This window comes from Actinomadura kijaniata NBRC 14229 (assembly GCF_001552175.1).
Classification (GTDB): domain Bacteria; phylum Actinomycetota; class Actinomycetes; order Streptosporangiales; family Streptosporangiaceae; genus Spirillospora; species Spirillospora kijaniata.
The window spans coordinates 1-25,430 of the sequence record NZ_BCQR01000178.1 but is presented as its reverse complement, the minus strand read 5'-3'; the positions used below and the strand labels follow the sequence as shown (position 1 = coordinate 25,430).

Genomic DNA, 25,430 nt, shown 5'->3' with positions numbered 1-25,430 from the left:
CCGCGCCGGGGCCCGGCCCGCACGGCACCGGGCGCACCGCGATCGCGCCGCGCGCCGCCGGACCGCCGATCTCCAGGGCGTGCAGCAGCTTGGCGGGCGGTTCCGCGCCGTGCCCCAGCAGGTCGGCCACGACGGGCAGCATCGCGCCGGTCATCCCCGGCGGCGGGGCCAGCGGCGCGGCGGCCGGCTCGGGGAACGCGGCCAGATGCTCGTTGATCCGGGCGACCAGCATCGGGGTGATGTGCTCGATCGCGGGCATGTCGGGGATGTGCACCAGACCGGGCAGCAGGTCGGCGAGCGCCCGCAGGCCGCGCGCGGCGCACCCGGTCAGGGCGGTGCGGGCCACGCCGCCGGTGGCGCCGGAGCGCAGGACGTTCAGGACCGCCTCGACCGCGCTCAGCGACGGGGCCAGCGCGTAGCCGGGAGCGGGCGCGGGCCAGAGCCCGTCGGGGCCCTGGGTCTCCAGCAGGAACCGCAGCCGTTCGGCGTGCCCGGTCAGCCACGGGGCCAGCGACGTCAGCCGTCCGGTCTCGTACACCGACGGCGTCTCCTGGCCCCAGGGCAGGGTGACCAGCTCGTCGACCAGCGCGTTCGCGACGGTGTCGAGCACCAGGTCCTCGGTGAGGACGGTCACAGCGGCCCCCGGTGCTCGACGGCCCGCGGACCGGGCAGGCTCATGCGGTCCGTCCGTGTGGGGTGCGGCGCGCGGCGGGGGCGACGGTCTTGCGCGGAGGTGCCGTGCCGACGTCAACAGTCATTCCTGGTGCCCTTTCGCGGGGTCTGGGCGTGTCGATCCGGCCGGCGGAGTCCGTCGGCTCTCTGTTCTATTTGTCCCTATTAGGGGTTGTCGGAGACGAGCGGCAGTGTGGCACGCTGAAAAAGCGCTATCAAGCGCGAGGTCACCGTGTATTTCATACTTCAACTGTGACAATCGTCACAGTCGGCAAATGTCCCGGCCCCCGAGATGCCTTACCGCCAGAAAATGATGGCGCAATTAATGCGAAACGTCCGCCCGGTGAACGGGCGGACGCTCATGATCGTGAAAGTCGGGGCGCAGGTCAGGGGGCGGGCGAGGCCGGCGGGCCGAGCGGGGACGGCAGCAGGCTCGGCCACGCGCCCTTCCCGACCACCCGGATCTTGCCGGTCGCCGTCCGGCCGCCGCAGTACGCGGTGACCTTGTAGGTCCCGGCGGTCAGCTTCCGCTTCAGGGTGGCGGTGCCCACGCCCGCGTCGCCCTTGCCGCCCAGCGTCACGTCCGAGGTGAACGCCTTCGACCGCGCCCAGTGCCGCTTCGGGCCGACCGAGCAGTTCGGCACCCGCAGCTCCACCCGCTGTCCGGCCGCCGCGACGCTCGGGGTGACCGTGACGCGTCCGCCCGCGGCGGCCGTCGCCTCGCTCGCCACCGTCGAGGCCAGGCCCGTCGCGACGAGGGCCGCTCCCAACGCGGTGATGCTCAACAGGCGCAAGGGGACTCCCGGAGTGAAGAGTGGCGGGGTGAGTGTGATGCTCGGCACTGTAACGGTTCAAGGTGCTTCACTCTAGAGATGTCGGGAAAACCCTGAAGGTTGCCTGAAACTAGACGGAACTTCCCTCCGTGACCGGCGGGACGCGCTCCGGGGTCGTCCGGCGGGCCCGGTGGGAGGCGCGCAGCCCGTCCAGCGTCAGCATCGCCAGCGCGACCCACACCAGCCCGAACCCGATCCACCGGCTGGCGGGCATCGCCTCGTGCTGCACCAGCAGCCCGATCAGGAACTGCAGCACCGGCGCCAGGTACTGGAGCATCCCGATCACGCTGAGCGGGAGGCGCACCGCCGCCGCGTTGAACAGCATCAGCGGGATCGCCGTCACCACTCCGGCCCCGGCCAGCAGCACCGCGTGCCCGACGCCCGAGTGCCCGAACGCCGCCTCGCCGCCGCCCTCCAGCATCAGCGCGAACCCGAGCGCGGGCACGAACAGCACGGCCGTCTCGACCGCCAGGCTCTCCGCCGAGGGCATGTTCGCGAACTTCTTCAGCAGCCCGTAGACGCCGAACGAGAACGCCAGCACCAGCGCGATCCACGGCGGCCGCCCGTAGTCGACGGTCAGCACGCCCACCGCGGCCGTGCCGAGCCCCACCGCCGCCCACTGCCAGGGGCGCAGCCGCTCCCGGAAGATCACCACACCGAACAGCACGCTGATCAGCGGGTTGATGAAGTAGCCCAGCGAGCCCTCGATCGTGTGCCCGGAGTTGACCGCGTAGATGTAGGTGCCCCAGTTGACGGTGATGACCACCGCCGCGACCGTCAGCAGCGCCAGCCGCCGCGGGGTCAGCGCCCGGATCCACCGCCAGTTGCGCAGGGCCGCCAGGATCGCCAGCACGGCGAGCAGCGACCACATGATCCGGTGCGCGAGGATCTCCACCGCCCCCGCCGGCTTCAGCAACGGCCAGTACAGGGGGAACAGGCCCCAGAGCACGTACGCGGCAAAGCCGAATACCATCCCACGACGGTCCACCACGAACATCACGCTACCAGGGCGTAATCACTCAAAGTGGGCCACGCTGCTGACCGGGGGGCGAGGATGAGCGCGCGCGACAGCTACGACGAGGTGGCCGACGTCTACGCCGAACGGATGCTGGACGAGCTGGCGGGCAAACCGCTGGACCGCGCCCTGCTGGACCTGCTGGCCGACCGGGTGGGAACCCTCGGCCCGATCGCCGACCTCGGCTGCGGCCCCGGCCAGGTGGCCCGCCACCTGCACGAGCGGGGCGCGGCGACGCTGGGCGTGGACCTGTCGCCGCGCATGGTGGAGATCGCCGCCGCCGCCCATCCGGGGATCGGCTTCCACGTGGGGGACATGCGGGCGCTGCACGTTCCCGACCGGGCGTGGGGCGGGATCGCGGCGTTCTACTCGATCATCCATCTGTCCCCGGCGGAGGTGCCGGCGGCGTTCGCCGAGTTCCACCGCGTCCTGCGGCCGTCGGGCTCGCTGCTGCTGGGCTTCCACCTGGGCGACGAGGTCCGCCACCTGGACCGCTGGTGGGACCGCCCGGTCAACCTGGACTTCCAGTTCTATCCGCGCGCCGAGCTGGAGACCGCCCTGGAGGACGCGGGCTTCACCCTGGACGCCTACGTCGAACGCCCGCCCTACCCCGGCGAGGCCGAGACGACCCGCGCCTACCTGCTGGCCCACCGCTGACAAAATCCCCCAAAAATGGCCTCGGGCACTGCTTGCGTCCAACCGGTCACGGGTAGTGACCTCCTGAAATCGTGCGATTCCAGGGGGAGGAAACGCCATGACAACCCGCGAGCACCATCTTGTCGGCAGACGCCTGGTCGGCAGCGACGGAGAGGAGCTCGGCACCGTGACCCGCGTGGTGCACGCCGAGAACTCCGAGGCCCCCGAGTGGCTGGTGATCCGCTACGGCCTGTTCGGGATGCGCGAGCGCCTCGTTCCCTATGCCGGGGCCCGCACCACCGAGGAGGAGATCTCCGTGCCGCTGGACCGGGAGATGGTGCGTTCCAGTCCCGACGTCGATCTGGAGGAGGGCCTGACCACCGCCGACGAGGAGGCCCTGGCCCGCCACTACCACCGGGGCCCGCACGGCACGCTGCCGGGATCGCCGCCCCCCGCGTCGTTCGAGAAGCACCGGATGACCGAGGCGAAGGCCACGGCGGACGGCACGCCCCCGCCGCAGGCCCGGCCCATGGCCACGGAACGCCCGACGGCGACACCCCCGACGCCGAAGGCGGACAGGCCCGTCGCCGGCCAGCGCCAGTGGAAGACGGAAGAGCCCCGCCCGTCCCCGACGGGCGACGGCACGACCGCCACGGGCGGCACGCCACGCCCCGAAAACGCCCGCACGGAGAAGATGCGGCCCGAGGACACGCGGGCCGAGAACATGCGGGCCGAGAACCGGGGGCAGGTCCGACAGCCCGCCCCGGAGAAGCCGACGGCCGGGGAGCAGGACGGGAACGAGGTCGAACTGACCCGCTACGAGGAGCGGCTCAGCGTCGACAAGCGCGTCGAGGAGGCCGCCCGCGTCAAGATCCGGCGCGTCGTCGAGCGCCAGGAGCACGACCAGACGGTCGCGGTGCTGGCCGACGACTACGACATCGTCCGCCAGCCCATCGAGGGCGGCAAGGCCGAGCAGCACGCGATGGGCGAGGACGAGCAGGAGCTCATCCTGTACCGCGAACGGCTCGTCGTGACCAAGGTGGCCGTTCCGGTGGAGCGCGTCGTGCTGCGCCGCAAGAAGGCCGAGAAGCGGCAGACCGTCCGCGAGACCCTCGCCAAGGAGCGCATCGAGGTCGAGAAGGTCGACATCCCGGTGCAGCCCGCCCAGGAACGGGCCCGCGCCGATGGACGGACCGCTCGGTGAACGGGGTTCCGGCCCCCGGCGTGCCCGCCGGGGGCCGCGCATGTGCCATCCGGGCGCGCGGCGCATAGCCTGCAAGTGTGTTCGGATTCGCGAAGACCGAGATGGTCTCACCCGACAAGGCGCTGCCCGGCCGTGACGAGCCCATGCCCGTCCCGCCCCGGCACGAGGTCCTCGGCGGCCCGCTGGCGCCGCCCTACCCCGACGGCGTCGAGGTCGCGGAGTTCGCGCTCGGCTGCTTCTGGGGCGCCGAGCGCAAGTTCTGGCAGACCCCCGGCGTCGTCTCCACCGCGGTGGGCTACGAGGGCGGGTACACCCCGAACCCCACCTACGAAGAGGTCTGCGGCGGCCTGACCGGTCACACCGAGACCGTCCGCATCGTCTACGACCCGGCCGAGGTCTCCTACGAGACCCTGCTGCGCGTCTTCTGGGAGGCCCACGACCCCACCCAGGGCATGCGCCAGGGCAACGACGTCGGCACCCAGTACCGTTCGGCGATCTTCACCCGCGACGAGGCCCAGCGGAAGCTGGCCGAGGCGTCCCGCGACGCCTACCAGAAGGTCCTGACCGCCGCCGGCCACGGCAAGATCACCACCCAGATCACCCCGGCGACGGACTTCTACTTCGCCGAGGACTACCACCAGCAGTACCTGCACAAGGTCCCCAACGGCTACTGCGGCCTGGGCGGCACGGGCCTGTCCTGCCCGGTCGGCGTGGCCCCCGCCGAATAGCCCATGACCGCGGCGAAGGTCCTCTACGCGATCGCGTGCGGGGCCCCGGCGGCGGCCGGGTTGGTGACCTTCGTGAAGTTGGCGCAGGTCGCGGGCTGGCACGTCCGGGTGATCGCGACCCCGATGGGGGCCGGATTCCTGGACGTCGACCGGCTCGCGGCCCTGACCGGCGGGCCCGTCCGGACCGACTTCCGGCTGCCGCACGAGACCTCGAACGGCCTGCCGCCCGCCGACGCGGTGGTGGCGGCACCGGTCACCTTCAACACGATCAACAAGTGGGCGCTGGGCATCACGGACACGGTCGCCGTCGGCATGCTGTGCGAGCTGACCGGCATGGGAGTCCCCACCCTGGCGGTCCCACAGGTCAAAGCCGAACTGGCCAGCCATGCGGCGTTCAAGGCGAACCTGGCCACCCTCCGCGCCATGGGCGTCCACGTACTGTTCGACCCGGACGCCCGAATGCCGGGCTGGGAAGAGATCCTCACAGAGCTGACCAGCATCGTCGTTCCCAGGGCACGAGACGCGACGAAGCGGGACGCCTGACCGTCCGTGCCTGCCCTGGCAGCGGTCGCACCCCTGGGGTTCCACCACCTTCGCGTCCCGGAACCGCGACGAGCTGAGGGCGAGGCCGTGTCGTTCGGAAACGCGAAGCTCGCGCTCCGGCGTGCCGAGAACCTCGACGCTGAATGGCTCGGTCCCCGATCGATCGGACGGCGGGCCCAGGTGCGCCTCGACGCGGCTACGCCCTGTCCTGCCCGGTGGAGGTGGCCCTCGCCGAGTGAGTACGGACGACGCGGTGCCCCCGCTGCCGGGCGTCGTTCGCTCTACGCAACGCGTCTGGATTTCAGTAGCATGAGCCGCTAACGGTCCTTACAGGAGTTGCCATGGCGCTGCCCGAGCCCCCCTACATCGCCGTCTACATCACCTCCACGCTCTCCGACGACCTCGATGGCTACGACGAGTTGAACGACAGGATGGTGGAGCTGTCCGAGGAGCAGCCCGGCTACCTGGGGCGCGAATCACTGCCCGGTGAGGGGAACGAGGAACGGGTCGTCATCTACTGGGCCGACGAGGAGTCCCTCAAGGGGTGGCGCCTGCACCCTGAACACCAGGTCGCGATGCGCGCCGGGCGCGAGCGTTACTACCTCTCGTACGACATCCGTGTCGCTCGGGTCGAGCGCGAGTACGGGTTTCGCGGCGCCGCGGCCGGTTGAGAGCGAGCGTTCGGCGCCTAGAGCGGTAGCCGCAGCTTGTGCGTGGACTCCTCGGGGCCGCTCAGGAACGTGAGGGTGAGGGTGACCGAGCGGGCCTCGTGGGGTGGGCCCGGCTGGACGGAGATCGTTCCTTTGGTGGCCTCGCCGCCGGGTTCGGGGCCGTACGCGCCGCCGCCGTCCAGGTAGTGGTTGCCCAGGTCGTCGAGTGCCTCGACGGCCAGCATGACGGGCGGTCCCGGATCGTCCCCGCCGGGCAGCGGCGGGGTGATCCGGTAGGACAGTTCGAGCGCGTCGGCCGACCGGGTGAGGCCGCGCACGGTCAGCTCGTAGCGGCCGTTCAGCACCCGCATCGTCGGCTCCTTTTCGATCAGTGGCTGCCCTTGGGACCGACCTTGCAGGTCAGGTAGCGGTAGGCGCCCTTGCGCGGGTCGCGGTTGCTCACGATCACCCAGTAGAACGTGACCTTGTCGTTGGTCTTGATCGTGCGCTTCCCGCCGCCCTTGACCTGGTACTTGTTCATGCTGCCGTGGAAGTTGTAGGTCACCGACTCGGAGTGCGCGCGGTAGGGCGGGTTGATGGCCTTGTCGTTCACCCACGCGTACGGCATCGAGGTGGTCACCGAGGGCCGGAACCTGGCCTTGCTCCTCTTGCTCAGCCAGAAGGACCACATGAGCGTCCCGCCCCTGGCCCGCTGGAAGTTGACCTTGGCGACCGGGTGGTCCCAGTCGCCGGTGCACTTCTTGTTGCCGGGGGTGGCGATGTGGACCCGGTCGAGGCGCTCGCGGAGATCCCGAAGGTAGGACTCCCGGCTCTGGCCCGCGGGGATGGTGAAGAACTCGCCGCCGCTGTCACCGGGGCGCGCGGCCGGGGCGGCCTGGGCGGGGGACGACACCGCGCCGAGCAGCGTGGCGGTGAGGGCACCGCCGGCCGCCAGGGCCGGGAGCGCGGTACGGACTCGATTGATCACAGTTGCTTCCACCGTTCGTCGAGGGGTTCCGGATCGGTTCAAGATCCATAACGACTCTGCCCGAAAACCGAGGACCACGACGGTGGGGAGGCGTTAGGGTCCCGTCAATTTTCCGAGGGCGCCGACGGTCCCGCCCGGTCGTCGTAGCCTCCGCAGATGGACGGACGAGGTTGGTACGGGGTTCGCTGTGTCTTCCGCTGGCCGCGCGAGGACGGGCGACTGTACGAGGAGAACGTCACGGTCTGGCGTGCGGCGTCCTTCGACGAGGCCATCGCCAGGGCCGAGGCCGAGGCCCGCGACTACGCGACGGCATGTGACGGGCGGTACCTGGAGCTCGCCCAGGCGTACTTCATCGGAGGGGACGAGTCGATCATCGAAGGCGCGGAGGTCTTCTCGTTGGTGCGCGGGAGCGACCTCGCGGCCGACGACTACGTCACCAGGTACTTCGACACAGGTGAGGAACGCCAGCGGCACCTGACCGGAAACGGGGACGACAGGGGTGAGATATCCCCTGGCTGGTAACGGCCGCCACCGGCGGAGCCTGCCGTGGCCTCTCCGCCCAGGGCGTGGGGGACGCGTTCCCTCTCGTGACGTGCGGAATCGTGGCCCGGTGGGCTGCGTCGGATCGCAACATGAGCGCCTCTCGGAGATATCTAAGAAGGTGCTAACGAGGTTGTTCCAGGCATCTCAGCTTTCTTCCAGGAGGAGGTCGGGATGATGGACGTCACCGTGAAGGTGCCCGAGGAGCGGCTGGCGGAGTTCTATGCCATGTACGCGCGCTGGTTGGCGGGGCCGGAGGCTCGGGAGGAGGCCGAAGGTTCAGGCGGTCGGGAGCTGGCCGAGTGGACCGCCGCGGACGTGGACCTCGCCGAAGAGGTCTGGGAGAAGTTCAGTGGCACGGCCAAGACCCTGTTCTCGGTCCTGATCGACGAACCGGAGCGCAGGTTCACCGGTGATGAGCTGGCGCGGATGCTGCACATCGAGAAGGGGCGGCACGGCATCGCCGGCGTGCTGGGGTGGCCGGGGCGGCACTGTGCCGCCGTCGGCCGCCATTACTGCTGGTACTGGGAGCACGGGGATGACGGGGCGCCCGTCATGTACTGGATGACCGACGAGGTCGCCGGCCTGTTCGGGCGAGTGCGCGACCGGAACGGGTGACCCTGGCCGGTCCGCGGTCCGTGGATGACGGTACGGACAAATGTCGATCCTTACGGCGTGTGCCGATGATCTCCGGGATACGCTCCCGAAACGATGGTGAGCGGGCCACGGCGCCCGGCCGAGCCGATCGGAGGAGGGGAGTGGGCATGACGGAGGACTCGGTGCGGTTCTGCTGCGAGCTCATGGCCGAGCAGGTGGAACACGAGTGCGAGCATCACCCCGACCGGTTCACCTGCCCGGACGCGCTGGTCTACTACAGCGCCAAGTTCGACGAGTACGGCCTGATCATCCATGACGGGTCGAGCTCGGTGAGCCGGATCCGCTTCTGCCCGTGGTGCGGCGCGAAGCTGCCACCGTCCCAGCGCGCCGCGTGGTTCGCCGCCCTGGAGAGCCGCGGCATCGACCTGTGGAAGGACGAGGTCCCGCCCGAGTTCGAGACCGACGCCTGGCGCAGGTCGGTCATACCGTCGAACGGCAACCGCTGAGCCGCTCGCACAGCGCCCAGACGGCGTCGCGGGCGCGTTCGTCCAGGACGCTCCGCGGCCAGGGGCGCGGGCGGCGGTCCTGGCCGAAGTAGGTCCCGGTCGTGTCGGCCACCTCGGGGGAGGCGGCCAGATGGACGCTGGACCGGGCGGGCCTGGCCAGGTCGCCGAACAGGACCGGGGCCAGCAGCTTCACCAGGGGCGCGACGGGCCGGTAGGCGTAGGGGAACGCGCGGACGGTCACCGCCCGGTTCATCGGGGTGTGGCCGTGGCCGGGGTAGACGACGTTCACGCGGACGCCGTGCGGGCGCAGGCGTTCGGCGAGGCGGTGGCTCATCGCCATCAGGGCCGTCTTGGTGTGGTTGTACTGGCTGAACGTCCAGCCCAGGAAGCGCCGCTCGGCCTGGAGGTCGGCCGGGTCGATCGGGCCGCCGGGGATGCCGCCGGTGACGTTGACGACGCGGGCGCCGGGCGGCATGCGGTCCAGCAGCAGGTGCGTGAGGACGAACGGGGCCAGGACGTGGGCGGCGAACATCCGCTCCACGCCGTCGGCGGTGGTCTCGCGCCGCGCGGTCATGGCGCCGGCGTTGTTGACCAGGACGTCGATCGGGCCGGTCGGGCGGGCGGCGAGGGCGTGCAGGTCGTCCAGTGAGGTCACGTCGGCGGTGAACGCCTCGATCCGCGGGTTCCCGGTGTCGTCGGCGAGTTCGGCGGCGGAGCGGGCCCGCCCGGGGTCGCGGCCGACGATGAGCACGCGCGCGCCGAGCCGGGCCAGGCCGCGCGCGGTCTCCTTCCCGATGCCCCCTGTGCCGCCGGTGATGAGCACCGTCCGGTTGCTGAGATCCATATCCCGAACGTGTCACTCGGTGACAGATTTGTCAACGGGTGTAGGATGCGGGCATGACAGGGTTGCGGGAACGGGCCAGGCAGGCGGTGCGGGCCGAGCTCACCGAGGTGGCGCTGCGGCTGTTCGCCGAGCGCGGCTTCGAGGAGACGACCGTCGACGACATCGCCCGCGAGGCCGGGATGTCCAAGCGGAGCTTCTTCCGGTACTTCCCGGCCAAGGAGGACGTCGTCCTCGGCGGGGTGGACCTGATGGGGGAGCGGATCGTGGCGGAGCTGGCCGCCCGCCCCCCGGCGGAGGACCCCTGGTCCTGCCTGCACGCGGTGCTGCGGGGCTGGGCGGAGCGGATCGACGCCGAGCAGCGGGCGCTGGAGAGCCTGAGGCTGATCGAGGCGACCCCGGCGCTGCGCGCCCGGTTCCACGCCAGGCGCGAGGAGACGCGGCGGCTCGTCGCGGACGCGCTGGTGGAGCGCGGGGTGGAGCCGTTCACCGCCGACCTGCTGACGGCGGCGGCGGGGGCGGCGCTGGAGTGCGCGTCGCGGGCGTGGGCGGGTTCGGACGGCGCGGACCGGCTGGCCCTGGTGGACCGCGCCTTCGCCGAACTGCGCCCCGCCCGCTGAGGTCACTCCGCGACGTTGGTGTTGTGGAGGGCCGCGATCCACCAGGCGCCGTCCCGCCGGGTCACCACGGCGGTGCCGTGGTTGGCGAACGTGCGGTCCGGCGTCGTCATGCGCTGCTCGAACAGGACGACCGCCAGGTCGGGGGTCAGGGGCCTGATCTCGGTCACCGCGACGGCGATCCGCCAGTCGGCGGCCGCGTTGGCCAGGCGCCCGGTGTGGTAGGCGAACAGGGCGTCCCAGCCGCGGATGACGGTTCCGTCGGGAACGGTCACCACGGCGTCGGCGGTGAAGCCCCCGTCGAGGACCATCGGGTCCTTGGCGTTGAACCCGGTCTCGATCGTGGCGATCAGCTCCCTGATCTGCGCGGCGTCCTTGTCGTTGACAGAGGCGGTGTAGGCGGTGGGGCGCTGGGACATTTCGATCTCCTTTTCGACATCCCTCACGCTAGGGACGCCGCGGGCCGCGGGAATCCGTCGGCTGACTGGGGCCGTGTCCGGGCGTCCCCCTAGATTGGGGGCATGGAGATCGGTTCGCGGGGTGTGGTTTCCACCGTCGTCGGGGAGGCGGACACCGCCCGGGCGCTGGGGAGCGGGGACGTCCCCGTGCTGGGAACGCCCCGGCTGGTCGCGCTCGCGGAGGCCGCGACCGTCGAGGCGCTCGCCGGGCGGCTCGGGGAGGGGCGGACCTCCGTGGGGACCCGGGTCGAGATCGCGCACCGGGCGGCGAGCGCCGTCGGGACGCGCGTCACCGTCACCGCCGAGATCGTCGAGGTGGACGGGCGGCGGGTGGTGTTCTCCGTGTCCGGCGTCGACGAGCACGGGGTGAACGTCGGCGACGGCCGGATCGAGCGGGTCGTCGTCGAGCGCGAGAGGTTCCTCGGGCGCCTCTAGCCAGGGCGCCGCTGGCCGTAGACGTGGACCCGGCGGCCCCGGTAGGTGGTGTCGCGCAGGTGGCGGTGGCCGATGCGCTCCGCGACCGCCGCCGAGCTCGCGTTGCCCGGCAGGATCAGCGAGACGACCTCCGGGGCGTCCAGGGTCTCGAAGCAGTACGCCAGGGCGGCGCGGGCGGCCTCGGAGGCGTAGCCCTTGCCCCAGTGGGCGCGGGCCAGGCACCAGCCGACGCCCAGGCCGGGGAAGCCGTGCGGCCGCCAGGGGCCCGCGCGGCCCACGAACGCGCCCGTCCCCCTCTCCTCCAGCGCCCAGTGCGAGTAGCCGCGGATCTCCCGGTGCCCGATGAACGTCGCCAGGCTGCGCCAGGGGTCGGCGACCGGTTCGGCCAGGCCGTCGGCGACCTCGGGGTCGGCCAGCATCGCGGCGTGGTCGCCGAAGTCGTCCCCGGTGAGCGGGCGGAGCAGCAGGCGGGGGGTCGTCAGGGTCGCCGTACCGGACTGTTTGGGGGAGTTATGCATTCTTTGTCCGTTCTTTTCCGGTGAACGGAACCGGCGGCGGTCCGGATCCGGCCAGGCGGTCCACCATAGGGCACCGTCGGTGACGTGACCTGGACCACTGGAGGCCGCCCATGCCGTTGCGACCCTCTCCCGCCCGAGCGTGGGCGCTGCCGCTGTGCTGGGCGGCGGTGCTGCTGGACGGCTTCGACGTCGTGGTGCTGGGCACCGTGCTGCCCGTGCTGCTGCGCGAGCACGTGTGGGGGCTGACGCCGGGGACCGCGTCGGTGGTCACCACCGTGGGGCTCGTCGGGATGCTGCTGGGCGCGCTGGTGATCGGGTCGGTCACCGACCTGATCGGGCGGCGCCGGGCGCTGATGATCTCGGTGGCGATGTTCTCGGTGTTCACGGCGCTGTGCGCGGTCGCGCCGTCGGCGGAGACGTTCGGGGCGCTGCGCTTCCTGGCGGGGCTCGGCCTCGGCGGCTGCATGCCGACCGCGCTCACCCTGGTCGGCGAGCACGCGGCGGACGGCCGCAGCGGTCGCGCCACCACCATGATCATGACCGGGTACCACGTGGGGGCCGTCGCCACCGCGCTGCTCGGCATCGTCGTCATCCCGGACCTCGGCTGGAAGGCCATGTTCGTGATCGGGGCCGCGCCCGCGCTGGTGCTGCTGCCGCTGATGTTCCGCTACCTGCCCGAGTCCACCTCGTTCCTGGAGGGCCGGCGGACCGAGAAGGGCGTGGCGGTCCGCACGCTGTTCCAGGGCGGGATGCTGCGGGCGACGCTGGCGTTCTGGGTGGCGTCGTTCATGGGCCTGCTGCTGGTCTACGGGCTCAACACCTGGCTGCCGGAGATCATGCGGCAGGCCGGGTACCCGCTGGGCGCGGCGCTCGGGCTGCTGCTGACGCTGAACGTCGGCGCCATCGTCGGCCTCGTCGTCGCGGGCCAGGTGGCCGACCGGTTCGGCGTCCGGGTCTCGGGGATCGGCTGGTTCGCCGGGGCCGCGGTCTTCCTGGCGCTGCTGAGCGTCCGGCTGCCCACCGTGGGGCTGTACGCGGCCGTGTTCCTCGCCGGGTGCTTCGTCTTCAGCGCCCAGGTGCTGGTGTACGCCTACGTGGTGCGCGCCTACCCGGCCGTCAGCCGGGCGACGGCCATGGGCGGCGTCGCCGGGCTCGGGCGGATCGGGGCCATCGTCGGGCCGATGGTGGGCGGGATGCTGCTGTCGGCGGGGCTGGCCTACCCGTGGGGCTTCTACGCGTTCGCGGTCGTGGGCGCGTGCGGGGCGCTGGCGGTGGTGGCCGTCGGGCGGCGGGCCGGGCGGGCGGCCGAGGCGCCCGAACCCGTCCGGGCCTGAAACGCGACGGGGCCCGCCCGTGGGCAGGCCCCGTCCGGAAGTCGGTCGGTCTAGTACGGCAGGACTCGGCCGGACGGCGTCCGGAGGTCGATCGGGCTCGGTTGACGCGGTGGTCTCGGGCGCTTGATGAGCTGCTGCCGTGCCATGTGTGATCATCTCCCCCGTCGGACCGGGTCCTCAAACCCGGAGAGCGAGCGATGTCGGGCTCTTTTACGTTCGACGTGTCCGCCGAGCGCGAGGTTCGCTGAGCTTATGCGACATCCTCGGCCCGTTCGACCGTTTTTCGGGATGACGACTCACTTTGGGTGGCGGTGACGGCACCGGCGGTGGCCGCGCCGGCGGTCTCCCGCGATCAGGAGACCACGTCCCGCGCCTGGAAGCGGCGGAACGCCAGCGCGAACAGCACCAGCGCGTACGCCACCGAGATCGCCGTGCCCTTGGCCATGCCGGTCCACTGGATCTGCGGCTGGAGCGCGTCCATCCACGAGTACATCCAGTGCGTCGGCAGGAAGTCGCGCCAGGAGCCGAGCGCGGTGACCGCGTCGAGGATGTTGGAGACGATCACCAGGCCGACCGCGCCGCCGACCGCGCCCAGCGGCGAGTCGGTGGTGACCGACAGCAGGAACGCCAGCGCCGCCACGACCAGCTGGCTGACCAGCGCGTACCCGATGACGATGCCCATCCGGCCGAGGGCGGTGCCGACCTCGACCTCGCCGCCGGTCGGCAGCCGCACATCGTCCCAGCCGAACGCGACCGTGCCCGCCAGCAGCGACATCAGCGGCAGGCTGACCACCGCGACCACCGCGTAGCCGAGCGCCACGACCAGCTTCTGCCGCAGCAGCCGGGCGCGGGGGACGGGCGCGGCCAGCAGGTACCGCAGCGACGACCATCCGGCCTCGCTGGCGACGGTGTCGCCGCAGAACAGCGCCACCGCCACCACCAGCAGGAACCCCGTGGAGACGAACAGCGCGAACAGCGCGAAGTTCATCGCGCCCGACGTCGCCACGTCCACCAGGCTCGGGAACCCGTCCGGCTCCGGATCGCCGCCGATCTTGAACGCGGCCACCAGCACCCACGGGAGCAGCAGCAGGATCGCGAACGCCACCAGCGTGCGCCGCCGCCGGAACTGCCGGATCGCCTCGACCCGCAGCGGCAGCGTGCGGCCGACGTCGTAGCCCGCCGCGCCGCCGTCGGCGCGCGGCTCGCGCGGCGGCCGGGGGCGGTCGCCGTTGAGGGCGGCCTCCGTGGTGAGCCCCGTGCTCATGGCGTCCCCTCTCCGATGATCTCCAGGAAGGCGTCCTCCAGCCGCCGCCCGGCGCCGGTGATCTCGGCGACCGGGCCGCTGGCGACCTGGTGGCCGCGCGACATGACGACCGCGTGCGTGCAGGACTGCTCGACCTCCGCCAGCATGTGGCTGGAGACGATCACCGTGCGGCCCGTCGCGGCGTACCGGACCAGCACCTCCCGCATCTCGCGGATCTGGGGCGGGTCGAGCCCGTTGGTGGGTTCGTCGAGGACCAGCAGGTCGGGCAGGCCCAGCATGGCCTGCGCGATCGCCAGGCGCTGCCGCATGCCCTGGGAGTAGGTGCGCACCGGGCGGTCCAGCGCCGCGCCCAGCGCGGCGATCTCCAGGGCCTCCTCCAGGTGCGCCTCGTCCGGGCGGCGGCCGATCGCGCGCCAGTACAGGTCGAGGTTGTCGCGCCCCGACAGGTGCGGCAGGAAGCCCGGTCCCTCCACGAACGACCCCAGCCGCGACAGCACCGGCGCGCCCGGCGTGACCCGGTGCCCGAAGATCCGGATCTCGCCCTCGTCGGGCAGGATCAGGCCCATCAGCATCCGCAGGGTGGTGGTCTTGCCCGCGCCGTTCGGTCCGAGCAGGCCCAGGACCTGGCCCTTCTCGACGCGCAGCGACAGGTCCGACACCGCTCGGTAGCCGTTGGAGTAGGCCTTGGTGAGCCCGGTGATCTGGAGCGGGACGCCGGCCAGCTCCGGGTCGAACGCGTCGGCGGACCGCCCACGCCGTCCCCGCCCGGTCAGCACCAGGGCGGCGGCGACGACCAGCGCGACGCCCGGCAGCGCCCACACCCACGCGGGCAGCGGCGCGGCCTGCGTCCGCAGCTCCGGAACGGTCGGCACGGTCAGCCCCGACACCGCCGCGACCTTGTAGGAGGCGGGCCGCGGTGGGGTCGCGAAGCCCATGTCGGTCGTGGTCAGCACCAGCCGCAGCCGGTGCCCGGCGTCGAAGCGGTAGTCCATGGCGGGCAGCGTGACGGTGACCTCGCGGCCTCCGTCGGCCCGGTCGACGCGCAGCGGCGCGGCGATGCGGCGGGCGGGCGACCCCTGGCCGCGCGGCCCCGGCCCCACGTCGTACAGCTTGGCGAACAGCGGGATCTCGCCCCGGCCCGTCACCTTGATCTTCACGGTGGCCGCGCCGGTGATCCGCAGCGGCTCGGTCAGCGGCGCGGTGTCGAACGTCGCGGCCTGCCCCGGCATGTCCACCGGCAGCCCCTCGCCCAGCGAGCCGCCGCCGAGGTCGCCGAGGTTGCCCAGCGCGCCGAGCCCGGGCAGCGCGGAGATCGACGCGGGGGATCCGCCCGCCGGGTTGTGGATCGTCTGCTCCGCGCCGGTGAGCGGGAGGGTGCGGGGCCGGTGGCCGAGCCCCGGGTAGCGTCCGGCGGTGGCGGCCTCGATGTTCACCGCCTGGGTGGAGGAGTCGATGCCGCCCGCGCGGGTCACGGTGAACGCCGGGTCGCCGCCGCCCTTCCCGTCGAGCCGCCGGTCGAAGAACGACCGCACCAGGCCCCGGACGCGGGTGGTCTCGCTGTCGCCGCCGTCGTGGCCGCCCTGGTGCCAGACGACCGAGACGGGGGCGCCGTTGCGGGCGATGGCGCGGGCGTTGGCGTCGCCGTGGTCCAGCGGGAACAGCGAGTCCGACTGCCCCTGCACGATGAGCGTGGGCACGCGGATCCGGTCGGCGAACGTCGCCGGGCTCGACCTGCGCAGGGTCTCGACCGCGTCGGGCGTGGCCCGCCCCTTCTCGGCGATCTCCTGGTACATGTCGCACAGCGACGGCAGGAACCGCCCGCAGGCGGTCTTCCCGGCCCCGTCGGTGAAGAAGAGCCCGGCCCACAGCTTCTTGAACACGCCCTTGTCCGGGCCCTCGCCGGTCGCGTTCGGGAACAGCGCGTCCGGCAGGCTGTTCCAGGTGATCTGCGGGGCGATGGCGTCGATCCGCCGGTCGTGCGCGGCGGTCATCAGCGCGATGGCCCCGCCGTAGGACTCCCCGGCCATCCCGACGCGGGGGTCACCGGGCCCGTCGAGCCGCACCTCGGGCCGCTTGGCGACCCAGTCGACGAGCTGCCGGACGTCCTTGACCTCGTAGTCCGGCGAGTTCAGCGCGATCTCGCCGCCGCTGCGCCCGAACCCGCGCGCCGACCAGGTCAGCACCGCGTACCCGGCCCGCGCCAGCTCCTCGGCCTCGCTCCGGACGTCGTCCTTGGACCCGCCGAAACCGTGCCCGAGCAGCACCGCCGGGGCCCTGTCGCGCCCGACCGGCCGGAAGAACGTGGTGTCCAGCGTGACCCGCTGGTCGTCCTTCGGCCCGTCCACGACCTCGATCCGCTGCTGGACGGCGCTCACCGGCGGTTTCCCGTCGGCCGCGGCGCCCCAGGCGACGCCCCCGGCGGCCAGCACGGCGAGCGCTCCGCCCGCGGCCGTCCACCGGGTGGCCCGGCCCGCCGCGTCCCACCTCTCTCGGAGCTTTCGCGCTCCCCCCACCCTCATGCGGATCAGCCTATGTGGCGGGAAGTCGCGGTTTCTTCCGTCCCGGCGAGGATCACGGCTGCGCCCGGCGCGGTACGCCGCCCGCTCCGCATCCGCCGGACGGAGTACCCGGCCGCCGCGCCGCGGCCCCTCACCCGTTCGGAGGAGCCCGGCGCGGCCGGTTTATCCACATGGATGTGGATAACTTCGTGGACCGCCGCCCGGCGGCGTCCTCCTCGCGGGGGAGGGGCGGGGCCCCGCCCGCCGGAGGAAGGAGCGGAAAAGTCCGATCCCCGGGGGAGGTCCGGCGGCCGTCGTGGGCGGAGCATCGATGTCATGGACCGCACCGACGCGAACCCGGGCGCCTCCCTCGCCGACGAGCGCGACCCGGTGGTGGCGGCGCTGTCGGCCGTGCTGTTCGCCAGCGACCTGCCGACCGGGGCGCGGCCCGCGTTCCCCGGGGCGCTGGCCGAGATCCGCGCGGCGGCGCGCCGGCACGGCGGGGTGGGCGGCTGCATGGAGCGGGTCGCCGACGGCGGGTGGGACTTCGCCGAGGCGCGGCGGCGGATGGAGTGGGCGCGGGAGTACGCCCGCTGGCTCTCCGCGCGGCGCCCGCGCCGGACCCGGCCCGCCTGAGGCTCCCAGGGAGGCTCCGCCCCGCCGGTCACGGGCGCAGGGCCGCCTCCAGCATCGCGGTGAGGCGGCAGGTGAGGTCCTCGGGGTCGGCCGAACGCAGGTCGGCCAGCCCCAGCAGCCGCCGCACCGGCCCGCCGCCCATGACGACCAGCGCGGCGAGGGTGGCGCGGGCGCGGGCGTCCCGGCCGGGCAGCTGGGCGGCGAGCGGCTCGACCAGCACCCTCTCCATGTGCTCGCCCAGGATGGCGCTCACCTCGGGGTTGCCCACCGAGCGGTCCAGCATGCGCGGCAGCGGCAGGGGCGGGCCGTGGACCTGCCGGACGACGTGCTCGGCCAGCCGCCGGGGCAGCGGCGGCCCCGCCGTGTCCTCGATCACCCTCCGCATGGCCGACTCGCCGGCCAGGACCTCCGCGAACAGCGCGGCCTTGGTGCCGAAGTAGCGGTTGACCAGCGCGACGTTGGCGTCGGCGGCCGCGGCGATCATCCGGACGCTCACGCCGTCGTAGCCGTGCTCGCCGAACAGGTCCCGCGCCGCCTCCAGCAGCCGCCGCCGGGTCGCCTCCCGGTCGCGGCGCGGTCGCGGCGGCGGCCCGGTCCCCGTGGCGGCCGGATCCGTGTCCCCGTCAGCGCCCGCGTCCGCCCTGGCGCCCGTCCCGACCGATGTCTCCACGCGCACGATCGTGCCATGCCCTTCCCGTCGCGGGTGCCGCCCGAAATACCTGTGGGTTGCAAGTAAACGGATGTCTACATAGGATATATGCAAAACACAGGTAATTGATGGGGCGAGACATGGGGGCTCAGTGGCACAACCCAGCGTGGTGACGGGCGGGAAGCCGGGCGGGACGGGAGGACCCGGGCCGGCGGCCCCGGCGGTGCACTACACGCACCGGCAGATCCTGGAGATCCTCTCCGGCCTGATGATGGCGATGCTGACCGCCATGATCTCCACGTCGGTGGTCGGCACCGCGCTGCCGACGATCGTGGGAGACCTCGGCGGCCAGGACCAGCTGTCCTGGGTGGCGGCGGCCACCATGCTCACGATGACGGCCTCGACCCCGCTGTGGGGGAAGCTGTCGGACATCTTCGGCCGCAAGCTCATGTTCCAGAGCGCGCTGCTCATCTTCGTGCTGGCCTCGGTCGGCGCGGGACTGTCGCAGAACATGGGCGAGCTCATCGCGGCCCGCGCCGTGCAGGGCCTCGGCGTCGGCGGCCTGTCGGCGCTCGCCCAGGTCATCCTCGGCGACGTGGTGCCGCCCCGCGAGCGCGGCCGCTACTCCGGCTACATGGGCGCCGTGTTCGGCGTCGCGACGGTCGCGGGCCCGCTGCTCGGCGGGTTCATCGTGGACGCCGACGGCCTCGGCTGGCGCTGGTGCTTCTACGTCTGCATCCCGCTCGCCGTGGTCGCGTTCGCGGTCATCCAGAAGGTGCTGAAGCTCCCGAAGATCAAGCGGAACACCAGCCTCGACCTGTTCGGCGCGTTCACCATCACCGGCGCGGCGGCGCTGCTGATGCTGGTGCTGACCCTGGGCGACAAGGAGTTCGAGTGGAACTCCCCCTGGACCTACGGGCTGTCGGCGGGCGCGGTCGTGCTGCTGGCGCTGTCGGTGCTCGCCGAGCGGCTCGCCAAGGACCCGATCCTGCCGCCGCGGCTGTTCCGCAACCCGACGTTCGTGCTGACCTCGATCGCCTCGCTGCTGGTCGGCGTGGTGCTGTTCGGCTCGATGATCTACCTGCCGCAGTACCTGCAGATCGTCAAGGGAATGAGCCCGACCGCCTCGGGCCTGATGACCCTGCCGATGGTGCTGGGGATGTTCGTCACCTCCACCGTCTCGGGCCAGCTCGTCACCCGCACCGGACGCTGGAAGATCTACCCGGTCGTCGGGCTGCTGTTCGTCGCCGGGGCCATGTACCTGCTGTCGCAGCTGCACGTGGACTCCAGCAAGGCCGTCATCGGCGTGGACGTCGCCGTGCTGGGCTTCGGCCTCGGCCTGGTGATGCAGATCCTCATCCTGGCCGCGCAGAACTCCGCCGACCTGACGGACCTGGCCGCCATCACCTCCGGCGTCTCCTTCTTCCGGAACCTCGGCAGCGCGATCGGCGTGGCCGCGTTCGGCGCGATCCTCAACAACCGGCTCAAGGACGAGGTCGCCGAGGGCATGGCCGCGGCGCACATCCGGCCCCAGGGCGACGGCGAGCTGTCGCTCGGCACCCCCGAGGCGATCCACGACCTGCCCGAGCCGCTCAAGGGCATCATCCTCAACGGGTTCACCAGCGCGCTGGAGACCGTGTTCATGGTCGGCATCCCGGTCGCGGTCGCGGCGTTCCTGGTCATGCTGTTCGTGAAGGAGCTGCCGCTGCGCGGGGCCCGCGCCGCCGCCGACGGCCCGGCACCGGCGGGCAAGCACAGCCGCGGCGCGGAGCCGCGGCCCGCCACCGCCGTGACCACGACCGCGACGGTCGCGCCCGTCCCGGCCGGGCCGTCGGCGATCCCGCAGGGCGGCGCGCCGATCAGCGGCCACGTCACCAGCGGCGACGGCACCCCGGTCGCGGGCGCCGCGCTCACGCTGATCGACGTCGGCGGGCACCAGCTCGGCCGCGCCCTCACCCGCGAGGACGGCGGCTACACGCTGGCCACGCCCGGCCCCGGCACCTACGTGCTGATCGCCGCGACGGGCGAGCACGAACCGCAGGCCGCGACGCTGGTCGTCGGGGACCGGCCGGTCGACTTCGACCTGCTGCTGGCCGACAACGGCGGCCTCGCCGGCGTCGTCCACGCCCCGGGCGGAACCCCGATCGAGGGCGCGATGGTCGTGGTCACCGACGTGCGCGGCGAGGTCGTCGGCACCGTCCGCACCGGCTCCGACGGGACCTACCTGGTCAAGGACGTCACCGCCGGGGCCTACACGCTCGCCGTCAGCGCCCCCGCGTTCCGCCCGGCCGCGCTGCCGGTCGAGATCCCCGGCAACGGCCAGATCCGCCAGGACGTGGAGCTGCCGCCCGGCGCGAAGGTGCGCGGCGTCATCCGCAACAGAGCCGGGCAGGCGGTCGCCGACGCGCGCGTCACGCTGATCGACGCGGCCGGGAACGTGGTCGCCGCCACGGTCACCGGCCCCGACGGCGAGTATGCGTTCGGCGACCTGACCGGCGGCCAGTACACGGTCACCGCCACCGGCTACCCGCCGGTCGCCGCCGCCCTGTCCCTGACGGACGGCGACAGCGACGGCAACGACCTGGTGCTCGGCCACCCGGACGAGTGACGGGGGGAGACATGGAAGGGCTGCGCGGAAGGGCGCGGACCAGGGACGGCTGGTCGGTGCCGCAGGCGATCGTGACCGTCACCGACCTGGCGGGACGGCAGGTCGCCCGCGTCCAGGCCGACGCGAACGGCCTCTGGCGCGGCGGCCCGCTGCCCGCCGGGACCTACACGGCGATCGTCACGGCGGTCGGGTACCAGCCCGCCGCCCGCACGCTGATGGTGACCGGCTCGGGCGCCGCCGACCTCGGCGACACCGTGCTGGCCCGCGCGGGCGGCGCGGAGCTGCCCCCGCCCGGACCCTGGACCATCGACCCGGCGCACTCCAGCGTCGGCGCGGTCGCCCAGCACCTCGGCCTGTCGAGCGTACGGGGCCGGTTCGGGTCGTTCGGGGGACGGCTCCGGATCGCCGAGCCGGTGGAACGGTCCGGCGTCGTCGCCCGCATCGACGCCGGGTCGATCGACACCGGCAACGCCATGCGCGACGACCACCTGCGTTCGCCCGACTTCCTCAACGTCGCCGAGCACCCGGTGATCGAGTACGCGGGCGACGGCCTGACCGCGCGCGGCCCCGGACGCTGGACGGTCCACGGCCGCCTGACCCTCAACGGCGTCACCCGCCCGGTGGACCTGGACCTGGCCTACCTGGGCACGGGCCCGGACCCGTGGGGCGGGGTCCGCGCGGCGTTCCGCGCCACCGCCGAGCTGCACCGCCGGGACTTCGCCATCAGGTACAACCAGATCCTGGAGGCCGGGATCTCCGCGGTCGGGGAGAGCCTGCGGGTCGAACTGGAGATCCAGGCGGTCCAGGGGGAGACCCTCCCCGGAGCCTGACCGCGCCCGCGCCGCGCCGCGTCCTCACCCCGCCCGAGGACGCGGCGCGTTCGCGTGTCCGGACGGATTTCCGGAACGCCCTGCCAGTTCGGTCACCAACTGCTACTCATTGACTACGTACAGTCCTCGACCGGGAGCGTCGCCATGAAACGGACCCTCGCCCTCGCCGCCCTGCTGGGCGCGCTCGCCACCCCCGCCCTGACCGGCACGGCCACCGCCGCCACCTGCCCCGACACGTGCGTCTGCACCAAGGAGTACGCCCCCGTCATCGGCAGCGACGGCAAGGTCTACTCCAACGCGTGCGAGGCGAAGTGCGCCGGGGCCAAGCCCGTCGGCCCGGTCTCCCTGCGCGGCTGATCCGGATCACTCCGGCCGCCCGTCGGCGCGGGCGGCCCGCTGGAGCTCCGCCAGCAGGCCGCCCAGCGCCGGGTCCCGGTCGCCGGACCGCCACAGCAGCGACCACTCGTACAGCGGGACCGGATCCACCAGCGGGACGACCCGCACGCCCGCGTCGCCGGGGACCGGCAGCGCGGCGGGCAGCAGCGACACCCGGTCCGGGTGGTCGCGCAACCACTCCAGGAAGTAGGGCAACCCCAGGTTCACCCCGCCGAACTCGCCGGTCAGCCCGTGCTCGGCGCAGAAGTCCCGCAGGAAGTCCAGCTTCTCGATCGCGGCCGGGAACCACATCGTCGTCGCGCGCAGGTCGGCCGGGCGCAGCCGTCCGGCCCCGGCCAGCGGGTGCGCCGCGCCCATCACCGCCGCCATCGGCTCCCGCCGCACCACCCGGCACGCCAGCCCGTCGGGCGGCGGCCCGTGCACGCGCCCGAAGCCCGCGTCGGCCTCCCCGGCGCGCAGCGCCGCCACCGCCGCGTCCGGGCCGCGCCGCAGGTTCAGCTCGATCGGCAGGTCGGGGCGGCGGTCCACCGCCTCCCGCAGGATCCGCATCGGGTCGAACAGGTGCCCCCACACGTCCAGCCGCAACGGCCGCCGCTCGTCCCGCGCCGCCGCCACCGCCGCGCCCGCCGCCGCCAGCGCCCGCCGGGCGGGCTCCAGGAACCGCTCCCCGGCCGGGGTCAGCCGCACCGCGTGACCGGTCCGGTCGAACAGCCGCACGCCCAGCGACTCCTCCAGCCGCGCGACCCGCTTCGACAGCGCCTGCTGGGTCAGGAACAGCTCCCCGGCGGCCCGCCCGAAATGCAGGTGCCCGGCCGTCACCACGAACGCCCGCACCTGGCCCAGATCGAGTTCCACGCCGTTCACCTTGCCCGACAACCGGCGGGTGTCAAAACGGCCGAACGGTTGTTGGACGCCCGCTCTGACCTGCGGCTTTCCTGGTCCCGACTAGGAGAGGGGACCATGAAGGCGTTCACACCGACCGGACGGGCGCACGAGCCCGTCGCGCTCGCGGAGCGGGACGTGCCCGTTCCCGCCCCGGACCAGGCGCTCATCCGCGTCGCGGCCTACTCGGTCAACCGGGGGGAGACGTTCAAGCTGGAGGACCCGGACGGCTGGCTGCCCGGCAAGGACGTCGCCGGGACCGTCGTGCGGGCCGCCGCCGACGGGACCGGCCCGGCAGAGGGGGAGCGCGTCGTCGCGCACCTGCCGGGCGGCGGCTGGGCCGAGTACGCGGCGGCCGCCACGGCCGACGTCGTGCCGCTGCCCGATCACGTGGGGTTCACCGAGGCGGCGGCACTACCGCTGGCCGGGCTCACCGCCCTGCGGCTGCTGCGCGCGGCCGGATCCCTGACCGGCCGCCGCGTGCTGCTCACCGGGGCGTCCGGCGGCGTCGGGCACTACCTCGTCGAACTCGCCGCCGCCGCCGGAGCGGAGATCACCGCCGTGTCCGCCACCCCCGAACGCGGGCGGCGGCTCATGGAACTGGGCGCCGAGGCCGTGGTGTCCGACGTCGCCGCCGCGAACGGCACCTTCGACGTCGTCCTGGAGTCGGTCGGCGGCCGGTCGTTGCCCGCCGCGCTGGCCCGGCTCGCCCGGCACGGCACGCTGATCTGGTTCGGCCAGGCCAGCCGCGAGCCGGTCACGCTCGACTTCTTCGACTTCTTCGCCGGACCCGAGGGCGCGACGATCCGGCACTTCCACTACGCCGACCCCGCCGGGCCCCACGGCCCCGACCTGGCGACCCTCGTCGGCCTGGTCGCCTCCGGCCGCCTGCACCCGGAGATCGGCCGCGTCGCCGACTGGGTCGACACCGCCCACGTCCTGACCGACCTGCGCGACCGCCGCGTCGTCGGCAACGCCGTCCTGACCCTGGGAGGGAACCCGTGACCGACCTGGCCTACTTCCGGGACGCCAACCGGTCCCGCGTCACCGCCGCCGGAATCGACACCTTCCGCTACGAGCGGGTCACCGGCCGCCTGGACACGCTCGACGAGTGGACCCCCGCGTTCACGCGGACCGCCCGCGAGTGCCTGGCCGAGGCCGAGAACGCCGCCGGTCCCGTCTCCGCCGGGGACGCCTACCGGGAGGCGGCCCTGTGGTTCCACTTCGCGGCGATCCTGCCCACCCCGGACGCCCTCGCCGCCGAGGCCGAGGCCGACCGGGCGCTGGAGAGGGCGTTCGCCCTGCTGGAACCCACCGCCGAACGCGTCACCGGCGCGGACTTCACCGGTTGGCTGCGCCGCCCGGCCATCCCCGGACGCGCCCCGCTCGCCGTGGTCGTCCCCGGCATGGACTCCAGCAAGGAGGAGTTCACGCCCGTGGGCGACGCGCTGCTGCGGCGCGGCCTCGCCGTGCTGGCGATCGACGGCCCCGGACAGGGCGCGCTCGCCACCGGGGGCCGTCTCGAACCCGACTACCACAAGGTCGTCGGCCGCGCCCTCGACGCGGTCTCCGGCCGCGACGACGTCGACGCCGACAACGCCGGTGTGATCGGCCTCAGCCTCGGCGGGTTCTACGCGGCCGTCACCGCCGCCCGCGAACCGCGCGTGCGGGCCGCCGCCACCGTCAGCGGCCCCTACCGCCTGACCTGGGACGACGCCCCGGCGTTCGTGCACGCGACGCTGACGCTGCGGGCCGGGGGCGAACGCGCCGCCCGCGCCTTCGCGGGCCGCGTGGACCTCGCCGGGACCGCCGCCGGGATCGACGTCCCGCTGCTGGTCGTCGAGGGCGGCACCGACGTGATCCCCGGCGTCGTCAACGGCGCGCCGCTGGCCGCCGAGGCCCCGCGCGGCTCCTACCTGCTGGTCCCCGAGGGCGACCACCTGGTCGGCAACGTCCGCCACCGCTGGCTCCCGGCCGCCGCCGACCACCTGGCGAACGGGCTCAGCGGCCCCGCAGCTCCCTGATGATCCGGTCGGCGTCGGCGCGGGTCTGCGGGCCGGTGATGGCGACCTTGCCGTCGTTGATCGGCATCTCCACGCGCGGCGCGGTGACCAGCCGCTCGCGCACCACGAACGCCAGGTCGCGGCCCACCATCGCCTGGGTGAGCTGCGCGAACGCCTTGCGGTCGGTGGTGCGCAGCGTCACCGCCACGTCGTAGCCGTTGCCGCTGCGGGCCCGCTGCACCCGCAGGTCGGCGACCTGCCGGATCGCGATGCCCTGGTTGAGGTGGTAGCAGGTCGGGCCGGTCCCGGCCTGCGCGGAGATGCCCTGCGTCCCGGTCGGGCACTGCCCGGGCGTGGTCTGCGCCACCGGGTAGACGTGCAGCGGCGCGGCCAGCGTGACCGGCCGGGTCCGCATCGACGAGGCGATCATCCCGCCGGTCACCGCGACCGCCGCGATCAGCAGCCCGAGCGTGAGGATCATGGTGAGCATCGCCGCCCGGTGCTCGCGCGCCGACTCCTCCCGCCGCGTCTGCCGCACCCGGCCCCGCC

At 73.2% G+C, this 25,430-nt stretch carries 29 protein-coding genes and 1 pseudogene; 17 read left to right on the top strand and 13 right to left on the bottom strand.

Annotation, left to right across the window (positions count from 1 at the left end; all coding sequences use genetic code 11):
* The 3 genes and pseudogenes from AKI01S_RS40035 to rarD form a co-directional block, all read right to left on the bottom strand.
* Positions 1-634 (bottom strand): annotated as a pseudogene (locus AKI01S_RS40035) (prenyltransferase/squalene oxidase repeat-containing protein); the annotation flags it as partial.
* Positions 635-1,058: 424 nt separating this feature from the next.
* A complete protein-coding gene (locus AKI01S_RS40030; protein ID WP_067830563.1) occupies positions 1,059-1,466 on the bottom strand; it encodes a hypothetical protein in 408 nt (135 codons plus the stop codon).
* Positions 1,467-1,575: 109 nt separating this feature from the next.
* A complete protein-coding gene (gene rarD / locus AKI01S_RS40025) occupies positions 1,576-2,478 on the bottom strand; it encodes an EamA family transporter RarD (protein ID WP_067830574.1) in 903 nt (300 codons plus the stop codon).
* An 81-nt stretch (positions 2,479-2,559) separates the two neighbouring features.
* On the opposite strand from rarD, the gene AKI01S_RS40020 reads away from it, so the two are divergent.
* The 5 genes from AKI01S_RS40020 (at position 2,560) to AKI01S_RS40000 (ending at position 6,302) form a co-directional block, all read left to right on the top strand.
* Positions 2,560-3,177 (top strand): class I SAM-dependent DNA methyltransferase, encoded by a 618-nt coding sequence (locus AKI01S_RS40020; protein ID WP_067830560.1) that lies wholly within the window; start codon positions 2,560-2,562, stop codon positions 3,175-3,177.
* A 97-nt stretch (positions 3,178-3,274) separates the two neighbouring features.
* Positions 3,275-4,360, top strand: coding sequence for a DUF2382 domain-containing protein (locus AKI01S_RS40015; RefSeq protein WP_067830557.1), 1,086 nt, complete (start codon positions 3,275-3,277; stop codon positions 4,358-4,360).
* A gap of 77 nt (positions 4,361-4,437) precedes the next feature.
* A complete protein-coding gene (gene msrA / locus AKI01S_RS40010; protein WP_084000707.1) occupies positions 4,438-5,088 on the top strand; it encodes a peptide-methionine (S)-S-oxide reductase MsrA in 651 nt (216 codons plus the stop codon).
* Between the two features lie 3 nt (positions 5,089-5,091).
* Positions 5,092-5,631, top strand: a complete 540-nt coding sequence (locus AKI01S_RS40005; protein ID WP_067830554.1) for a flavoprotein — start codon at positions 5,092-5,094, stop codon at positions 5,629-5,631.
* Positions 5,632-5,972: 341 nt separating this feature from the next.
* Complete coding sequence (locus AKI01S_RS40000; RefSeq protein ID WP_067830551.1) at positions 5,973-6,302, top strand: antibiotic biosynthesis monooxygenase family protein; 330 nt, start codon at positions 5,973-5,975, stop codon at positions 6,300-6,302.
* Positions 6,303-6,319: 17 nt separating this feature from the next.
* On the opposite strand, the gene AKI01S_RS39995 is transcribed toward AKI01S_RS40000, so the two are convergent.
* The gene (locus AKI01S_RS39995) at positions 6,320-6,652 is read right to left on the bottom strand and encodes a hypothetical protein (protein ID WP_067830548.1); all 333 of its coding nucleotides are present in this window, start codon (positions 6,650-6,652) and stop codon (positions 6,320-6,322) included.
* A gap of 17 nt (positions 6,653-6,669) precedes the next feature.
* Positions 6,670-7,269, bottom strand: a complete 600-nt coding sequence (locus tag AKI01S_RS39990) for a hypothetical protein (RefSeq protein WP_067830546.1) — start codon at positions 7,267-7,269, stop codon at positions 6,670-6,672.
* A gap of 156 nt (positions 7,270-7,425) precedes the next feature.
* Here AKI01S_RS39990 and AKI01S_RS39985 point away from each other — a divergent pair, with 156 nt between their 5' ends.
* The 3 genes from AKI01S_RS39985 to AKI01S_RS39975 all read left to right on the top strand — a co-directional run bounded on the left by AKI01S_RS39985 (position 7,426) and on the right by AKI01S_RS39975 (position 8,912).
* Positions 7,426-7,791, top strand: coding sequence for a hypothetical protein (locus AKI01S_RS39985; RefSeq protein ID WP_067830543.1), 366 nt, complete (start codon positions 7,426-7,428; stop codon positions 7,789-7,791).
* Positions 7,792-7,983: 192 nt separating this feature from the next.
* A complete protein-coding gene (locus AKI01S_RS39980; protein WP_067830541.1) occupies positions 7,984-8,427 on the top strand; it encodes a DUF6416 domain-containing protein in 444 nt (147 codons plus the stop codon).
* Between the two features lie 146 nt (positions 8,428-8,573).
* Positions 8,574-8,912: a DUF6980 family protein gene (locus tag AKI01S_RS39975; protein WP_067830539.1), complete on the top strand. Its 339-nt coding sequence runs from the start codon at positions 8,574-8,576 to the stop codon at positions 8,910-8,912.
* Here the strand turns inward: AKI01S_RS39975 and AKI01S_RS39970 are convergent.
* A complete protein-coding gene (locus tag AKI01S_RS39970) occupies positions 8,887-9,756 on the bottom strand; it encodes an SDR family NAD(P)-dependent oxidoreductase (RefSeq protein WP_067830536.1) in 870 nt (289 codons plus the stop codon). The two genes, AKI01S_RS39975 and AKI01S_RS39970, sit on opposite strands and share 26 nt — an antisense overlap.
* Before the next feature lie 53 nt (positions 9,757-9,809).
* Between AKI01S_RS39970 and AKI01S_RS39965 the strand changes: the two genes are divergently transcribed.
* Entirely contained in the window at positions 9,810-10,373 is a 564-nt protein-coding gene (locus AKI01S_RS39965) for a TetR family transcriptional regulator (RefSeq protein WP_067830534.1), read from the top strand.
* Between the two features lie 2 nt (positions 10,374-10,375).
* Here the strand turns inward: AKI01S_RS39965 and AKI01S_RS39960 are convergent, their stop codons facing one another.
* Positions 10,376-10,789: an SgcJ/EcaC family oxidoreductase gene (locus AKI01S_RS39960; RefSeq protein WP_067830532.1), complete on the bottom strand. Its 414-nt coding sequence runs from the start codon at positions 10,787-10,789 to the stop codon at positions 10,376-10,378.
* A 102-nt stretch (positions 10,790-10,891) separates the two neighbouring features.
* Here AKI01S_RS39960 and AKI01S_RS39955 point away from each other — a divergent pair, with 102 nt between their 5' ends.
* Positions 10,892-11,263, top strand: a complete 372-nt coding sequence (locus tag AKI01S_RS39955) for a thioesterase family protein (RefSeq protein WP_067830529.1) — start codon at positions 10,892-10,894, stop codon at positions 11,261-11,263.
* On the opposite strand, the gene AKI01S_RS39950 is transcribed toward AKI01S_RS39955, so the two are convergent.
* Positions 11,260-11,781, bottom strand: coding sequence for a GNAT family N-acetyltransferase (locus AKI01S_RS39950; protein ID WP_067830527.1), 522 nt, complete (start codon positions 11,779-11,781; stop codon positions 11,260-11,262). The two genes, AKI01S_RS39955 and AKI01S_RS39950, sit on opposite strands and share 4 nt — an antisense overlap.
* A 110-nt stretch (positions 11,782-11,891) precedes the next feature.
* Between AKI01S_RS39950 and AKI01S_RS39945 the strand changes: the two genes are divergently transcribed.
* Positions 11,892-13,115: an MFS transporter gene (locus AKI01S_RS39945; protein ID WP_067830525.1), complete on the top strand. Its 1,224-nt coding sequence runs from the start codon at positions 11,892-11,894 to the stop codon at positions 13,113-13,115.
* Between the two features lie 352 nt (positions 13,116-13,467).
* On the opposite strand, the gene AKI01S_RS39940 is transcribed toward AKI01S_RS39945, so the two are convergent.
* Positions 13,468-14,379 (bottom strand): ABC transporter permease, encoded by a 912-nt coding sequence (locus tag AKI01S_RS39940; RefSeq protein WP_067830522.1) that lies wholly within the window; start codon positions 14,377-14,379, stop codon positions 13,468-13,470.
* Entirely contained in the window at positions 14,376-16,898 is a 2,523-nt protein-coding gene (locus tag AKI01S_RS39935) for an alpha/beta fold hydrolase (RefSeq protein WP_067830520.1), read from the bottom strand. Before AKI01S_RS39935 ends, AKI01S_RS39940 begins: the two co-directional genes overlap by 4 nt.
* Positions 16,899-17,213: 315 nt before the next feature.
* Between AKI01S_RS39935 and AKI01S_RS39930 the strand changes: the two genes are divergently transcribed.
* Entirely contained in the window at positions 17,214-17,513 is a 300-nt protein-coding gene (locus AKI01S_RS39930; RefSeq protein WP_067830517.1) for a hypothetical protein, read from the top strand.
* 28 nt (positions 17,514-17,541) lie between these two features.
* On the opposite strand, the gene AKI01S_RS39925 is transcribed toward AKI01S_RS39930, so the two are convergent.
* Positions 17,542-18,183 carry a TetR/AcrR family transcriptional regulator gene (locus AKI01S_RS39925; RefSeq protein ID WP_084000706.1) on the bottom strand — a complete coding sequence of 214 codons (642 nt, stop codon included), beginning with the start codon at positions 18,181-18,183 and terminating at the stop codon, positions 17,542-17,544.
* 130 nt (positions 18,184-18,313) lie between these two features.
* On the opposite strand from AKI01S_RS39925, the gene AKI01S_RS39920 reads away from it, so the two are divergent.
* The 3 genes from AKI01S_RS39920 to AKI01S_RS39910 all read left to right on the top strand — a co-directional run bounded on the left by AKI01S_RS39920 (position 18,314) and on the right by AKI01S_RS39910 (position 21,957).
* Positions 18,314-20,770, top strand: coding sequence for an MFS transporter (locus AKI01S_RS39920; protein WP_218010006.1), 2,457 nt, complete (start codon positions 18,314-18,316; stop codon positions 20,768-20,770).
* Positions 20,771-20,781: 11 nt separating this feature from the next.
* On the top strand, positions 20,782-21,600 hold the full coding sequence (locus AKI01S_RS39915; RefSeq protein WP_067830515.1) for a YceI family protein: 819 nt from the start codon (positions 20,782-20,784) through the stop codon (positions 21,598-21,600).
* Positions 21,601-21,744: 144 nt separating this feature from the next.
* Positions 21,745-21,957: a Kazal-type serine protease inhibitor family protein gene (locus AKI01S_RS39910; protein ID WP_067830512.1), complete on the top strand. Its 213-nt coding sequence runs from the start codon at positions 21,745-21,747 to the stop codon at positions 21,955-21,957.
* 6 nt (positions 21,958-21,963) lie between these two features.
* Here the strand turns inward: AKI01S_RS39910 and AKI01S_RS39905 are convergent, their stop codons facing one another.
* A complete protein-coding gene (locus tag AKI01S_RS39905) occupies positions 21,964-22,851 on the bottom strand; it encodes a LysR family transcriptional regulator (protein ID WP_067830510.1) in 888 nt (295 codons plus the stop codon).
* 105 nt (positions 22,852-22,956) lie between these two features.
* Here AKI01S_RS39905 and AKI01S_RS39900 point away from each other — a divergent pair, with 105 nt between their 5' ends.
* Entirely contained in the window at positions 22,957-23,883 is a 927-nt protein-coding gene (locus AKI01S_RS39900; protein WP_067830507.1) for a zinc-binding dehydrogenase, read from the top strand.
* Positions 23,880-24,902, top strand: coding sequence for an alpha/beta hydrolase family protein (locus AKI01S_RS39895; protein ID WP_245681973.1), 1,023 nt, complete (start codon positions 23,880-23,882; stop codon positions 24,900-24,902). The genes AKI01S_RS39900 and AKI01S_RS39895 overlap by 4 nt, the downstream gene beginning before the upstream one ends.
* On the opposite strand, the gene AKI01S_RS52120 is transcribed toward AKI01S_RS39895, so the two are convergent.
* On the bottom strand, positions 24,880-25,430 hold a 551-nt coding region (locus AKI01S_RS52120; RefSeq protein WP_067830504.1), incomplete at its 5' end, for a SecDF P1 head subdomain-containing protein. The genes AKI01S_RS39895 and AKI01S_RS52120 overlap by 23 nt on opposite strands.